We start from the raw sequence: 14,007 nt of genomic DNA, 5'->3' as shown, positions 1-14,007 counted from the left end.
TATGATGATCAATGCCATCTTACGCTTCTCGGTAGAGCGGCGGTTTTTAACTTTATCTCTCATTCTCGTGCTGGTCGGTATTGGTCTATGGAGCTTTCAGCGCCTGCCCATCGACGCGGTGCCAGATATCACTAACGTCCAAGTGCAGATCAATACCGAAGCGCCGGGGTATTCACCGCTGGAAGCGGAGCAGCGAATCACCTTCCCTGTGGAAACGGCGCTGTACGGGCTACCCAATCTGTCCTATACCCGCTCTCTCTCCCGCTATGGCCTGTCCCAAGTGACTGTAGTATTCGAGGAGGGCACCGACCTGTACTTTGCCCGCAATCTGATCAATGAGCGCCTTGGCTCCATCAAGAGTGCCTTGCCACCAGGATTGGAACCGGAGATGGGACCCATCGCAACCGGTCTTGGCGAGATATTGACGTACACAGTGGAGGCACTGCCCGGCGCTATCCAGGCGGATGGTAACCCTCTGGACATCACCGCGCTACGGGAAATTCAGGACTGGATTATTAAACCCCAACTGGCTCAAGTCCCTGGGGTGATCGAAATCAATACTATTGGCGGCTATGACAAGCAATACCACGTCATGCCCTCGCCACAGCAGTTGTTGCAATTTGGCGTTACCTCGGATGAACTGGTGAAGGCTCTTCGGGCCAATAACATTAACCACGGTGCCGGCTATATCGAACGTAACGGGCAACAGCTGTTGGTGCGCTCGCCGGGACAGTTGGCCTCCATCGCTGAAATCGAGCAGGTCGTGATCGCCAATCGTCACGGTGCACCGGTGAAAGTCAGTGATGTGGCCGAGGTGGCAATTGGCAAGGAGTTGCGCACCGGGGCCGCTACCCGCGACGGCAAAGAAACGGTAATGGGCACAGCCATGATGCTAGTGGGAGAAAACTCCCGCACAGTCGCGCAAGCCGTAGCCCAGAAGCTGGAGGCCATCCAGCCCTCGCTGCCCGAGGGCGTCAAGGTTGAGGCGGTGTACGATCGTACGACGCTGGTAGACAAGGCCATTGCCACGGTGGAAAAGAACCTGCTCGAAGGGGCGCTGCTGGTGATCGTGGTGCTGTTTCTATTGTTAGGCAATTTGCGCGCCGCCTTGATTACCGCATTGGTGATTCCCTTGTCCATGCTCGCCACCATCACTGGCATGGTCCAAGCGGGCGTATCGGCTAACTTGATGAGCCTAGGCGCGTTGGACTTCGGTCTGATCGTCGATGGCGCAGTGATTATCGTTGAGAACTGCATCCGGCGCCTGTCTCAAGCCCAGCACAATGGCGAGCTGCCGTTACGAGAAAGGCTTCAGCTGGTGTTCGAAGCTACCAACGAAGTCATTCGTCCGAGCCTATTCGGTGTCGCGATCATCACCGTGGTGTACCTGCCAATTTTTGCCCTCACCGGTGTCGAGGGCAAAATGTTTCACCCCATGGCAGCCACCGTGATGATGGCGCTATTGGCAGCGATGGTACTGTCGCTAACTGTAGTACCTGCCGCCGTGGCGGTGTTTCTGCGCGGTAAAATCAGCGAGAAGGAAAGTCTGGTAATCAGCGGCGCCAAATCGCTGTACAAACCCGCCTTGCTGCTCGCAATGAAGTTTCGCTGGCTGGTGTTAGGTGCAGCAACTGCGCTCCTCGGTGTTTGTATATGGCTTGCGACCACTTTGGGTTCGGAATTCATTCCACAATTAGATGAGGGGGATGTTGCTCTGCACGCTCTGCGCATTCCTGGCACGGGACTGGAGCAATCCATCAAGATGCAGTCGCAGCTGGAAGAGCGATTGAAGGCGTTTCCGGAAGTAGACAAGGTGTTCGCCAAGATCGGCACGCCAGAAGTGGCCACCGACCCCATGCCGCCCAGCGTCGCGGATAATTTTGTCATCCTCAAGTCTCGCGATCAGTGGCCTGATCCGGGCAAAACCAAGGAGGAGTTAGTAGCGGAAATGGAGGCGGCTGTGACCCTACTCCCGGGCAACAACTACGAGTTTACCCAGCCTATCGAAATGCGCTTCAACGAATTGATCTCGGGGGTACGGGCCGATCTCGGGATCAAGGTGTTCGGCGATGACATGGATCAATTGCTGGCTTCGGCAATGGAAGTTCAAGAAGTGCTCGAAACCATCGAGGGTGCGGCGGATATTCAGGTTGAACAGGTCACAGGACTGCCCATGCTGTCGGTTCATCCAAAACGCATGGTGCTGGCGCGCTACGGTCTGAACGTTGAAGATTTGCAAGCACTGGTGGCTACCGGAATCGGCGGTGAAAACGCCGGGTTGATCTACGAGGGCGACCGACGCTTTGAGTTGGTGGTACGCCTGCCGGAAATCGTCAGGCAGGACATTGATAGTTTGGCTTCCCTACCTGTTCCCTTACCGGATGGCGGCTATGTGCCGCTGTCGGAAGTCGCAGAACTGGAAATAGCCCCAGCGCCCAACCAGATCAGCCGGGAAAACGGCAAGCGCCGAGTGGTGGTAACCGCCAACGTTCGGGATCGTGACTTGGGTGGCTTCGTCGAGGAGGTACAGGCACGCATTGCACAGGAAGTAGATCTGCCGGATGGCTATTGGCTGGATTACGGCGGTACCTTTGAGCAACTGCAATCGGCAAGCGCGCGCCTCGCCATTGTGGTACCGATCACGCTGGCGATCATCATTGGTCTTCTAATCATGGCGTTCGGCTCGTTGAAAGACGCCTTGATCATTTTCACCGGCGTACCGCTTGCGCTCACTGGCGGGGTGTTGTCCCTGTGGTTACGGGGCATGCCGCTGTCGATCTCGGCAGGCGTTGGCTTTATTGCGCTTTCGGGCGTGGCGGTTCTTAATGGTTTAGTCATGGTGGCCTTCATTCGCGACCTGTGGCGGGAACAAGGCGATCTCATCACTGCGGTTGTGGAAGGCGCCCTGGTTCGCTTGCGACCGGTCTTGATGACCGCGTTGGTAGCAAGTCTCGGATTCGTTCCAATGGCACTCAACACGGGAACCGGTGCCGAGGTCCAGAGACCGCTAGCGACGGTTGTGATAGGCGGGATCATTTCGTCGACACTTCTGACATTGTTCGTTTTGCCTATCTTGTACTCAATGTTCCACCGAAACGATCGAAAGTACCAAGCAGTTGAAGAGGCTACGACATAACGTCGAGTTCGACACGGCAAGATAATAGGGCACACCCACAAATGCGAAACAACCGATACAAAATCGACGTTTTCACTAGTGACCGGAGGCAACGTGGCACATCAACACCTACCTAATGATCAGGCTGGTGATAAACGCGTCTGGTGGGCTATCGCCGTTAATCTTGCCTTAACCTTGGTCCAGATAGCGGGGGGGATATTGTCAGGAAGCCTCTCGCTGGTTGCCGATGCAATTCATAACCTAAGCGACGCCATCTCTATGGCCATCGCTTACATCGCCAGGCGAATTGCTCGGCGCCCAGCAAATGAAGAATGGACATTCGGTTACGTCCGAGCTGAGCTGATAGCCGCGCTAATAAACTACACCACTCTGATAGTGATCGGTCTTTACCTGATTTACGAAGCAGTATTTCGCTTCATAGAACCTCAGCCCGTCCAAGGGTGGGCAGTGGTGATTATCGCAGCTTTCGCTTTAGTTGTTGATACGATAACGGCCATGCTGACCTATTCGTTATCAAAGTCCAGCATAAACATTCGGGCGGCCTTTTTACACAACGTGTCCGATGCATTGGGATCCATCGCCGTCATCATTGCAGGCACCTTGATAATCTTGTATGACTGGGTGATCGTAGACCCACTGATAACGCTAATGATAGCTGGATATATATTATGGCAAGCGTTCAAAGAAATAGGTGGTGCAATACGCATACTCATGTCTGCCACACCAAAAGATATAAACCCTCAAGAAATAATATCCAGATCATTAGCCATTCCAGGTGTCTGTGGCATGCACCACCTGCACATATGGCCTATAGATGAGCACCGGACATCGCTTGAGGCCCATATTGTGATTGAAGGTACACTAACTAATCGAAGTGAAGCGATAAAAAATGACGTGAAAAACATGCTAAATAACGAATTCTCTATCAACCATACCACCTTGGAAGTGGAGTCCCGGTCGAGAGAGTGTGGTGATGCGAAAACATATGGGCACTGAATAAGAGAAGCCGGTCAGAAGGCCTATTCCTGATTGCGCCATGTTCTGGAACATCAGCCTCTAGCCAAAAACCGCAAGCTGTCGCACCTGCTGGCAGACTTCAACAACCTGCTGATCAGTGGAAAACGTGGTAGCTACTTGGCTATCCGAGTATTTTTGGTACGGTACGTTTATGTTTTGTTAACTGGAGTCGTTATGCATCACTCAATCCTTGCTGAATATCGTGATAAACGAGCGTCGAATTGAAGAAGAGAAGACAAGACTCAAGATTTTCCTTCAAGACAAAATCTTGCAAAAATAATTGGAATTCTAAGCCAAATTCCAGCAACTAATCCACGAATACGGACTCGACCTCCAGGTTGCGATGAGCATCATCAATCCTGATGCAAGCAAAGACACGAACGCTGTCGAAGTCCATAGGACTGCTCAACCGGAGCGCCGTAAGCTGAAGGTATATGGCCGGCGAAACGATTGAGACCAGGGGAGGCAACTATAAAGGATTGCTGTCTTGGAAAAGACAATACGGTGCCGCTGTGGTTGAAGGCTGGCTTCAAGTTTAGGTTCAGACGGAGAACACCATGACTTGAATCTACACTAAGTATTTGATCACTGCGCTCATGGTGATTCTGGTGTCTGAAGCGGCAAAGTACAGTGATCGTATCGGTGGTCTAATCGCAGCGCTTCCAATGGTCACTGTGCTGACCTTGATTTGGCTGCATGTTGAGCAGCAGCCAGACCAGAAAATTGCCAATCATGCATGGTACACCTTCTGGTATGTAATCCCGACGCTGCCAGCGATGCTTGTTTTTCCCGCTCTCATGTCACGATTCGGCTTCTGGCTGGCCCTCATGGGTTATGTATTAGCAACGTGCGTATGCTTCATCGTGTTTACGTTTGTGGCACGACGCTTTGGATTAGAGCTGCTTTGATAGATCAATAGGTAGTCTGGTGAGCGGCGGCCGTAATAGCTGAGTACAACACCTTGCCGGGGGCAGAGGCACTCAGCTATTGCGGCCGCCAAGCTATAAGCATGAAAATGCGCTGTCAATACATGGTCGTCACGGCAACTGCGTGTCCAAACCAGGTCGCATAAATAAAAAAATGTAAATCACCCTCCCTGCCCTGGGCACTTCGTGCCAGAGGCTCGATACTCAAGTATATTTAGATTCCCGTTGGAATCTTTGTACGTCATCTGGGCAGGCATTACACCGCAGCCAATGCGTGTTGATGTAATATGTATGACACGCTCAATATCTACATCCATCCCATAGCGGTAATGCACGGTTTCAGGCGGATTTTCATCAATCGATAGTGCGTACTCTCTCCATCTCTTTTCGTTTTCCTGAATCATAGATCCATAAACTTTATCAGCACTACCCTCTGCCATGGCAAATGAGGAAATCAGCATAATAGAAACCATTGCAACTCTTGTTTGAATACTCATTTTTTCCTGCCTTTAGAATTATCCAAAGCACATGATGGCACACCGTTTCTGTCACCAAAGTGAAACGGACATTACATTGGGGTAATACAAAGTCGGATCGCTGATCTATTTCAGCATGACATCTTTGTAATCGCAGCGTCACCAGCCGGACAGGTAACGCCATGTACCATACTAACGAGTCTCCAAAAACCCATTTCAGATGAGAGGTATAGCCATGAGAACCCTAGCAACGATTTTCATGTTTTTATTTGCGCTGAACGTTACTGCGGTAGTCCATGCAGAAGATGGGAGCATGCGTTACCGGCAGATGGTAGAGAACCTGCGTGAACAAAACAAAGAGCGCAGAGAAGCCCGTGATCAACAAATAAAAGAGGATGAAGTAAAAAACAGTACGAAAAATACTGGAGGTGCTACAACCGCGTCTGAATCGTACCGGGTTTTATGGAGGCCATTTCGTTTAAGTCAGGCCGCCATGGTCTGACCGGATTGTTGCTGGTAGAAGTTTGCCTCAGCTTCTGCCGGGGGTATATACCCAATCGAGCTCAGCAAACGCTGGTGGTTGTACCAGTGAACCCATTTCAAAGTGGCGATTTCCACGGCTTCGCGACTACGCCAGGACTGCCGATAGATCAGCTCCGCTTTGTATAACCCGTTGATGGTTTCAGCCAAAGCGTTGTCATAGCTATCGCCTTTGCTGCCTACAGAGGGCTCTATGCCGGCCTCAGCGAGACGCTCGGTGTATCGGATGGAGACGTATTGGCTACCCCTGTCGCTATGGTGTATCAGGCCGTCCATGCGGCTCGGCTGTCGAGCGTGCAGCGCTTGCTCCAGGGCATCCAGAACGAAGTCTGTTCGCATGCTGTTGCTCACCCGCCAGCCAACGATACGCCGGGCAAATACATCGACCACGAAGGCGACGTAGAGCCAGCCTTGCCACGTTGAAACATAAGTAAAGTCGGACACCCATAGCTGATTGGGTCGATCCGCATGGAACTGGCGTTGGACCCTATCCAGCGGACAAATCGCGTTCTCATTCGGGATGGTGGTGCGGATCACATGACCGCGACGAACGCCCTGCAGGCCCAGTTGACGCATCAGCCGCTGTACCGTGCAGCGAGCAATATCAATGCCCTCACGCTTGAGTTGCTTCCAGACTTTCACGACGCCATAGCACTGCATATTGTCATCCCAGACTCGCTGGATTTTATCGCTCAACAGCTCGTCCTGTTTGGCACGAGCGCTTCGCAGTTCGGGTTGACGGGCTTTGGCTGCATGCACGTAATAACCGGACGGAGCGATCTGGATTACCCGACAGATCGACTCGACTCCGTAGCGGTCACGGTACTCGTCAACGAAGGCGTTCAGGGTTTGTTGCGGCGCCGGGGTGCCGGCCAGTCGGGCTCCGCCTGGGCAAAATACGCACTGGCCAGGCGCAGAATCTCGTTCGCTTTGCGCAGTTCCCGGTTCTCGCGTTCCAGAGCCTTGATGCGTTCTCGTTCCTCGGTCGTCTGGCCGGGGCGGTGGCCAATATCAGTCTGGTGTTTGCGTATCCAGCCATGCAGCGTCTGGGGGACACAGCCAACCTTGGGCGCAATGGATTCGATGGCTGCCCATTCGGAGGGGTAGTCCTTCAGGTTCTCCAGAACCATGCGCACAGCACGTTCACGGACTTCAGGGGAATAGCTATTAGATTTCTTCATGCCTCATTCTCTCAAGAGTTGAGGCCTCCACGAAACCCGGTGCGATTCATAAAGAGTTTTCTGGCACGTATGTGTGAAACAATAAATATCGTATCCATGTGTGGTGACAAAACCATTGGAAATGTCACCACTCATAGTGGGAACCCATGGACATTTTTGGAAACGCCTACAATGCAGGAAAATCGTGGCCTACAACCATTGTCACCAGTAGGCAACGTTACGGGTGTTGTGGTAGCGGCAACTTTCTCTATGTCACCTTGGAACACATGAAGCGCCTGGAAGGCGAAGTGCTCAACCTGCTGCATGATCTGGGCGAATCCCAGGGGCTGCTGGAACTGGAAGGCGTTACCGTAGACCCGCATCAGTTTCTCGGCCTGGAAATCAATCCCCGCGCCGCCCGCATCGCCGAAATGGTGCTGTGGATCGGCTACCTGCAATGGCACTACCGCACCCACGGCAAGGTCAGCCCGCCCGAGCCGGTGCTGCGCGATTTCAAGAACATCGAGAACCGCGATGCGCTGCTGAGCCATGACGCAGTGGACCTGGTGACCGACGAAGCCGGCAAGCCGATCACCCGCTGGGATGGCATCACCACCCGCATCAGCCCGATCACCGGCGAGCCGGTGCCGGATGAAGCAGCCCGCGCTGAGCAGTATGTGTATCGCAACCCGCGCAAGGCCCAATGGCCAACGGCGGATTATATTGTCGGGAATCCGCCCTTTATCGGCGCCTCGACCATGCGCCGCGCCCTGGGTGACGGCTATGTCGATGCGGTGCGCCGCACCTGGCCGGAAGTACCGGAATCCGCGGACTTTGTCATGCACTGGTGGTATATCGCAGCGGAAACCGTGCGCGCTGGCCAGGCTGAACAGTTTGGTTTCATTACTACCAACAGCATCCGCCAGACCTTCAACCGGCGAGTGATTCAAGGGCAGCTGGAAGCGAAGAAGGATCCGCTGTCGCTGGCTTTCGCCATTCCCGACCACCCGTGGGTGGATGCCGGCGACGGTGCGCAGGTGCGGATTGCCATGACGGTGGGCGGCAGGGAGGTGGATAACGGCAGGCTATTGCAGGTACGGGATGAGTATCGCAACGAACGGGATCAGGACGATATTGCTGTCCAGCTGTATGAACGCCGAGGGGCTTTATTCTCTGATCTGAAGATAGGCGCTGATGTGGCAGCGAGTGAATCGCTTCAAGCGAACGAAGGATTAACCAGTCGTGGCATGATGCTCTTCGGCGCTGGCTTTATCGTTACTCCTGAAGAGGCCACCAATCTTGGTCTTGGAGCTACTCCCGGATTAGAGCGATACATACGTGACTATCGGAATGGTCGAGACTTAGCACAGTCGCCACGAAGAGTAATGGTGATTGATTTTTTTGGACTTTCCGTAAATGAGGTGCATGAGCGCTTCCCGGCTGCATATCAACACATCTTGGAGCGCGTCAAACCAGAGCGCGATCAAAATAAAGACCGAGCTATTAGCCAAAACTGGTGGCTTCATGGAAGGACACGGGCTGAACTCCGCAACCACATATCCGGACTGCCTCGGTATATAGCGACCGTAGAGACAACCAAGCATCGTGTTTTCCAGTTCCTTTGCGCATCAATTTTGCCGGACAACATGCTGGTCGCAATAGCTCTTGAAAACGCCGGTTCTCTAGGTGTGCTCTCTAGCAGATTACATGTCATTTGGGCGTTGGCAGCCGGCGGCCGCCTCGGTGTCGGCAACGATCCGCGCTACAACAAGACCCGCTGCTTCGAAACCTTCCCCTTCCCCGAAACCAGTCCCGCCCAGCAGGCTCGAATCGGCGAACTGGCCGAGCGCCTCGACGCCCACCGCAAGCGCCAGCAGGAACAGCACCCCACGCTGACTCTGACCGGCATGTACAACGTGCTGGAAAAACTGCGTAGTGAAGAGTCCCTGAACGCCAAGGACAAGACCATCCACGAACAGGGGCTGGTGTCCGTGCTGCGAGAACTGCACGACGAGCTGGACAGCGCGGTGTTTGCCGCCTACGGCTGGGATGACCTGGCTGCGCAACTGGTTGGCAGACCGGGTGCCACCACACCGCTGCCGGACAAGCCCGAGGCGCAGGCCGAAGCAGAGGAAGAACTGCTGCGCCGACTGGTCGAGCTCAATACCCAGCGTTCGGTCGAGGAAGCCCGTGGGCATATTCGCTGGCAGCGGCCCGAGTACCAGAACCCGGCCGCTGCCACCCCTCTCCCCAGCCCTCTCCCACAAGGGGAGAGGGGGCCGGTTGAAGCCGTCGTTGCCAGCGAGGTCCCGCCAGCAGCCGCAGCAGCGGGCAAACTCACCTGGCCAAAACAAATGCGCGAACAGGTCGCCGCGGTCCGCGACGCACTGGCCCAGGGGCCGCTGCCAACCGACGCCATCGCCGGCCAGTTCAAACGCTCACCCAAAGCCGCGGTGCAATCAGTACTGGAAGCGCTCGAAGAACTCGGTATGGTGGCAAAAAGCGCAGAAAATTACAGCCTGGCTCGATAGCCGGACGGAGAGGGAGATGCTGGACGGACACTACATCGAAGCTATCGAGATCATTCGCAGATTGGAAGGAGGCATAACCCGGCCTTTCCTATGCAGAGCAAACAACGGTAAATACTACGTTGTCAAAGGCTTGGAATTGCCGCCAGTCGAGCGGCTGGCAGAGCTGCTATGCGCTCGGCTGGCTGCCTCCTTCGGCTTGCCAATCGCTGAGCATGGGGTAATTCATATCGATCAGGCGTTGGTCCGGTATTTCCCTGAAGCCAAGAACAGCTTGGGAGAGGGCGATTGCTTTGCCCTTGGATATTTGCATAACGCAAGCGATCTGGTGTTTTCACAGATCAAGCAAGTACCGATGGAGCTGCAACAAGACGTGTATGTGTTTGATTACTGGGTCGGTAACAGTGACCGACAATTGACTTGTTTCGGCGGTCGCCCCAACCTGATGGTGGATGGAGCCGGTACGCTGAGCGTGATTGACCATAACCAGGCATTCCAATGGCCTGTCGATGTGCCACAATTCATTGCCAATCATACCTTTGGTCCTGCCAATCGCTCCTGGCGTCTGGATATGGTCAGTCATGTTGAATACCATCAGCGGATAAAAGATACTGCTCTGCAATTCAATGAACTATGCTCGGACATATCTGAGCAGTGGCGTGAAGCAATAGGTGATGCCGCGCTGGATAAACAGCTCCGCCTGATTGAACGTAACCTTCTCCGCTACCGCATGGATGACTTCTGGGGCGTCCTCGAATGAAATATTCCTGTCTTTACAGCATTGTGCGCTTTGCGCCACACGCTGAAACCGAAGAGTTCGCCAACGTCGGCATTGTGCTCACTGCACCAACATTCGGCCGCATGGACTATCGTCTGGCGCGCAAGAACTGGAAACGGGTGAATCGGTTCTTCGAGTGCCCGCAGCTCTTCGCCAAGGCCATCGAGATCGCACAGAGCGAGCTCGAAAGTGTGCAAATGATGACCGCACAAGCCAAGGACAGCCAGATCGTCAATCATTTCCGCTACCTCACCGAAGCTCGAGAATCACTGATTCGTTTCAGCCCAATGCGCTCCATTCTGGTTGATGATTTTGATGATGCTCTCAACACCCTTTATGGCCGCTTCATTGAACGTCAGGTGGAACCCCGTGCGCGGCGTGAAGAACAGATGGTCAGAGAGATCAGGACGCTATTTTCAGACGCAGCCATTCGCAACTTCCGTGACGACACTCTGACCGGCGAACTGACCAAGCTGCATCTCCCTCTGGTGCATCGCAATGCAGTAGTCGCAGCCATCAAACCTCTAGCATTTGATCAGGCCGAGCCGAGTGCCATTCTTGATCACTGCGAGCAATGGGTGATGAGACTCGCCCGTGCCGAACGTGAAGGAATCATCGAGCTGAAAAACGTGTTGATTCCAGTTACCTCGCCATCGGCAGGGCGGACTGCCGGGCAACGCAAAGCTGTCGCGGAAGCCCGCCAGATCATCACCGACTATAAGCTGCCCCTTGTTAATTTTGATCAGACCGACAAAATCACTGACTTTGCCAAACAGTTTTCCTGAGCCTGGCGGGCCCACTCAAAACCCTATTCCTTGAGTTTCTGCCACAACATCCCCAGCGCCAGCAGCGGTGACCGGAAACGCTCGCCCCCCGGAAACGCCATATGCGGCACCTGACTGAACAGGTCGAAACCGCGACTGGCCTGGCCGGTGATGGCTTCGCCGAGGATGCGCGCGGCCAGGTGGGTGGCGTTGACGCCGTGGCCGGAGTAGGCCTGGGCGTAGAACACGTTGGGCTGGTCGGGCAGATGCCCGATCTGCGGCAGGCGGTTGGCGCCGATGCCGATCATGCCGCCCCATTGATAGTCGATGCGGGTGTATTCCAGCTGCGGGAATACCTTGAGCATTTTCGGCCGCATGTAGGTGGCGATATCCGCCGGGTCGCGTCCCGAGTAATGGCAAGCGCCGCCGAACAGCAGACGGCGGTCAGCAGACAGCCGGTAGTAATCCAATGCCACGCGCTGATCACACAGTGCCATGTTCTGCGGAATCAGTTCCACGGCCAGCGCTTCTGACAGGGGTTCGGTGGCGATGACATAGCTTCCGGCGGCGATCACCTGATTGCCGAGGCGGCGCTCCAGGCCGCTGTGGTAGGCGTTGCAGCCGAGCACCAATTGCGTGGCACGCACCCGTCCCTGAGCCGTATGCACGGTGATGGTGGGGCCATAATCAATACGGGTTACGGCGGATTGCTCAAACAGGCGAACGCCCAGCGACTCGGCTGCAGCAGCCTCGCCCAATGCCAGGTTCAACGGATGCAGATGCCCGGAGCCCATGTCGATCATGCCGCCGACATAGCGATCGGAGCCGACCACGCTGCGCATCTGCTGTGGTTCGAGGAGTGTCAGTTCATGCTGATACCCAAGCGACAGCAGTTCGTCACGGTCCGCGCGGAAGTCATCAAGATGCCGCGGTTTGTTCGCCAGATCGCAGTAACCCCAGGTGAGGTCGCAATCAATATCGAATTCGGCGACCCGCTGGCGCACCATCTGGACCGCTTCGATGCCCATCAGCTTGAGATCGCGTACGCCGTCCTGGCCCAGGGTGTCGGCAAACTGATCAACATCATGGCCGACGCCGCGGATCAACTGACCACCGTTGCGACCGCTGGCACCCCAGCCGATCTGCCGCGCCTCCAGCAGAATCACCGAGAGACCGCGCTGGGCCAGCTCGATGGCGGTGTTCAGACCGGTGAAGCCGCCGCCGACAATGCATACATCGGCCTGCTCATCGCCTTGCAGGACCGGGTAACCGGCGCCTGGATTGCGCGATGCAACATAGTAGGAGTGCGGATGCTCAGTAGAATGTATGGCGTGACGTGACATGCGAAGGGACCTGTTACAGCGGGGACACAGATCGGCAGAATAGCGGTATTTGGCTTGCTGCAGAAGCCCTGCCATCCCGACCTCCACCAGGACTCGGGGTTTTTATCAGCATAATTTGATATTCTTGACCCCGGCGACCTCTCGCCACGACCCATCCGTTTCAGTACCGACCTTGCCTGTGGACCTGCTATGCGCCCAGCCCATGCTCTGATTGATTTATCGGCCCTGCGCCACAATTACCGTCTGGCCAAAAGCCTGACCGGCTGCCGTGCTCTGGCGGTGATCAAGGCCAATGCCTACGGTCACGGTGCTCTGCAGTGCGCGGCGGCGCTGAATGATGAAGCCGATGGCTTTGCCGTGTCGTCCATCGAGGAAGCGCTGGATCTGCGCGAGGCTGGGCATCAGCAGCCAATTGTGCTGCTGGAAGGCTGGTTCGAAGCGGCAGAGCTGGAGCTGATCTGCCGTCATGAGCTGTGGCCCGTGGTGCACCATCATGGCCAACTGGTCGATCTGCGGGAAGCCAACTTGAGCCGGCCGTTGCATATCTGGCTCAAGCTCGACAGTGGCATGCACCGTACCGGCTTCTCTGTTGCCGAATATCCGCAGGTCTGGCGAGAGTTGCAAGGCAGTGGCAAGGTAGCCAGCCTGACCAAGATTACTCACCTGGCCCGTGCCGACGAGCCGGCAACCGGGCGTACCGAGCAGCAGCTGGAAACGTTTACTCAAGCCACCGCCGGGCTCGAAGGCCCTGCCAGCCTGAGCAACTCGGCTGGGGTACTGGCTTGGCCCGGCGCCTATGGGGAGTGGGTACGACCGGGCATCATGTTGTACGGCTCCAGCCCTTTCGGCTTTGCCCAGGAACAGGCGGCCCAACTACGCCCAGTGATGCAACTGGACTCCCGGGTGATCGCGGTACACCAGGTTGCCGCCGGCGAACCCATTGGTTATGGCTCACGCTTTGTCACCTCGCGCCCCAGCCGTATCGGCGTGGTCGCCATGGGTTATGCTGACGGTTATCCACGTCATGCGCCCGACGGTACGCCGGTACTGGTAGACGGTCAGCGCATCTGCATCAGTGGACGGGTATCCATGGATATGCTGACTATCGATCTGACCGATCTGCCCAACAGCGGCCTGGGCAGCTATGTTCGCCTGTGGGGTGACGGGCTGGACGCCGGCGAAGTGGCAAGCCGCGCCGGGACAATTTCCTATCAGTTGTTCTGCAACCTGAACCGAGTACCACGTCGCTATCAGAACTGAGGCTTACAGTGCACGGCGGCCCCCGGCTGCGTTGAATATACTGCACAGCCGTGCAATCATGCCCTCCACCTGATATCGC

The 14,007-nt window shown here is 55.5% G+C and carries 12 protein-coding genes and 1 other annotated feature; of the genes, 9 read left to right on the top strand and 3 right to left on the bottom strand.

What is annotated here, in order from left to right; translation table 11 throughout:
* Positions 1 to 4 precede the first annotated feature (4 nt).
* The 4 genes from BLU11_RS17010 to BLU11_RS17000 all read left to right on the top strand — a co-directional run bounded on the left by BLU11_RS17010 (position 5) and on the right by BLU11_RS17000 (position 5,061).
* The gene (locus tag BLU11_RS17010; protein ID WP_090275458.1) at positions 5 to 3,136 is read left to right on the top strand and encodes an efflux RND transporter permease subunit; all 3,132 of its coding nucleotides are present in this window, start codon (positions 5 to 7) and stop codon (positions 3,134 to 3,136) included.
* A 93-nt stretch (positions 3,137 to 3,229) separates the two neighbouring features.
* On the top strand, positions 3,230 to 4,132 hold the full coding sequence (locus BLU11_RS17005) for a cation diffusion facilitator family transporter (protein WP_090275456.1): 903 nt from the start codon (positions 3,230 to 3,232) through the stop codon (positions 4,130 to 4,132).
* A 455-nt stretch (positions 4,133 to 4,587) separates the two neighbouring features.
* Positions 4,588 to 4,692 (top strand): hypothetical protein, encoded by a 105-nt coding sequence (locus BLU11_RS19840; protein WP_407920216.1) that lies wholly within the window; start codon positions 4,588 to 4,590, stop codon positions 4,690 to 4,692.
* A gap of 27 nt (positions 4,693 to 4,719) precedes the next feature.
* A complete protein-coding gene (locus tag BLU11_RS17000) occupies positions 4,720 to 5,061 on the top strand; it encodes a DUF3147 family protein (RefSeq protein ID WP_268895863.1) in 342 nt (113 codons plus the stop codon).
* Between the two features lie 179 nt (positions 5,062 to 5,240).
* On the opposite strand, the gene BLU11_RS16995 is transcribed toward BLU11_RS17000, so the two are convergent.
* A complete protein-coding gene (locus tag BLU11_RS16995; RefSeq protein ID WP_090275454.1) occupies positions 5,241 to 5,576 on the bottom strand; it encodes a DUF2790 domain-containing protein in 336 nt (111 codons plus the stop codon).
* A 214-nt stretch (positions 5,577 to 5,790) separates the two neighbouring features.
* On the opposite strand from BLU11_RS16995, the gene BLU11_RS16990 reads away from it, so the two are divergent.
* Complete coding sequence (locus BLU11_RS16990) at positions 5,791 to 6,057, top strand: hypothetical protein (RefSeq protein ID WP_090275452.1); 267 nt, start codon at positions 5,791 to 5,793, stop codon at positions 6,055 to 6,057.
* On the opposite strand, the gene BLU11_RS16985 is transcribed toward BLU11_RS16990, so the two are convergent.
* Positions 6,039 to 7,276 (bottom strand): IS3 family transposase gene (locus tag BLU11_RS16985; RefSeq protein ID WP_090275450.1). Its coding sequence is split into 2 segments (ribosomal slippage): positions 6,039 to 6,991 and positions 6,991 to 7,276, totalling 1,239 coding nucleotides; the frame shifts between segments, so codons are not numbered across the junction. The two genes, BLU11_RS16990 and BLU11_RS16985, sit on opposite strands and share 19 nt — an antisense overlap.
* Positions 6,867 to 6,998, bottom strand: a sequence feature (AL1L pseudoknot). It overlaps the preceding gene by 132 nt.
* A gap of 266 nt (positions 7,277 to 7,542) precedes the next feature.
* Here BLU11_RS16985 and BLU11_RS16980 point away from each other — a divergent pair.
* Genes BLU11_RS16980 through BLU11_RS16970 form a run of 3 tightly spaced genes read left to right on the top strand, consistent with a single transcriptional unit; the run spans position 7,543 to position 11,346 of the window.
* The gene (locus BLU11_RS16980) at positions 7,543 to 9,786 is read left to right on the top strand and encodes a class I SAM-dependent DNA methyltransferase (protein ID WP_090275447.1); all 2,244 of its coding nucleotides are present in this window, start codon (positions 7,543 to 7,545) and stop codon (positions 9,784 to 9,786) included.
* A 16-nt stretch (positions 9,787 to 9,802) separates the two neighbouring features.
* Positions 9,803 to 10,543 carry a HipA family kinase gene (locus tag BLU11_RS16975; protein WP_090275445.1) on the top strand — a complete coding sequence of 247 codons (741 nt, stop codon included), beginning with the start codon at positions 9,803 to 9,805 and terminating at the stop codon, positions 10,541 to 10,543.
* On the top strand, positions 10,540 to 11,346 hold the full coding sequence (locus tag BLU11_RS16970; protein WP_090275443.1) for a DUF3037 domain-containing protein: 807 nt from the start codon (positions 10,540 to 10,542) through the stop codon (positions 11,344 to 11,346). Before BLU11_RS16975 ends, BLU11_RS16970 begins: the two co-directional genes overlap by 4 nt.
* Positions 11,347 to 11,369: 23 nt before the next feature.
* On the opposite strand, the gene BLU11_RS16965 is transcribed toward BLU11_RS16970, so the two are convergent.
* Positions 11,370 to 12,668 (bottom strand): NAD(P)/FAD-dependent oxidoreductase, encoded by a 1,299-nt coding sequence (locus BLU11_RS16965; RefSeq protein ID WP_090276634.1) that lies wholly within the window; start codon positions 12,666 to 12,668, stop codon positions 11,370 to 11,372.
* 189 nt (positions 12,669 to 12,857) lie between these two features.
* On the opposite strand from BLU11_RS16965, the gene alr reads away from it, so the two are divergent.
* Positions 12,858 to 13,928 carry an alanine racemase gene (gene alr, locus BLU11_RS16960; RefSeq protein ID WP_090275442.1) on the top strand — a complete coding sequence of 357 codons (1,071 nt, stop codon included), beginning with the start codon at positions 12,858 to 12,860 and terminating at the stop codon, positions 13,926 to 13,928.
* Positions 13,929 to 14,007 lie beyond the last annotated feature (79 nt).

It is taken from the genome of Halopseudomonas litoralis (assembly GCF_900105005.1).
Lineage (GTDB): Bacteria > Pseudomonadota > Gammaproteobacteria > Pseudomonadales > Pseudomonadaceae > Halopseudomonas > Halopseudomonas litoralis.
Note: the sequence above shows the minus strand (reverse complement) of the source record. Positions and strands in the feature narration are given on the sequence as shown.

Bases quoted from the DNA above. Each gene is read 5' to 3' on its own strand.
- alr (WP_090275442.1), top strand. From the start codon at position 12,858: ATGCGCCCAGCCCATGCTCTGATTGATTTATCGGCCCTGCGCCACAAT.
- BLU11_RS16995 (WP_090275454.1), bottom strand. From the start codon at position 5,576: ATGAGTATTCAAACAAGAGTTGCAATGGTTTCTATTATGCTGATTTCC.
- BLU11_RS16980 (WP_090275447.1), top strand. From the start codon at position 7,543: ATGAAGCGCCTGGAAGGCGAAGTGCTCAACCTGCTGCATGATCTGGGC.
- BLU11_RS16990 (WP_090275452.1), top strand. From the start codon at position 5,791: ATGAGAACCCTAGCAACGATTTTCATGTTTTTATTTGCGCTGAACGTT.
- BLU11_RS16975 (WP_090275445.1), top strand. From the start codon at position 9,803: ATGCTGGACGGACACTACATCGAAGCTATCGAGATCATTCGCAGATTG.
- BLU11_RS16970 (WP_090275443.1), top strand. From the start codon at position 10,540: ATGAAATATTCCTGTCTTTACAGCATTGTGCGCTTTGCGCCACACGCT.
- BLU11_RS16965 (WP_090276634.1), bottom strand. From the start codon at position 12,668: ATGTCACGTCACGCCATACATTCTACTGAGCATCCGCACTCCTACTAT.
- BLU11_RS19840 (WP_407920216.1), top strand. From the start codon at position 4,588: ATGGCCGGCGAAACGATTGAGACCAGGGGAGGCAACTATAAAGGATTG.
- BLU11_RS17010 (WP_090275458.1), top strand. From the start codon at position 5: ATGATCAATGCCATCTTACGCTTCTCGGTAGAGCGGCGGTTTTTAACT.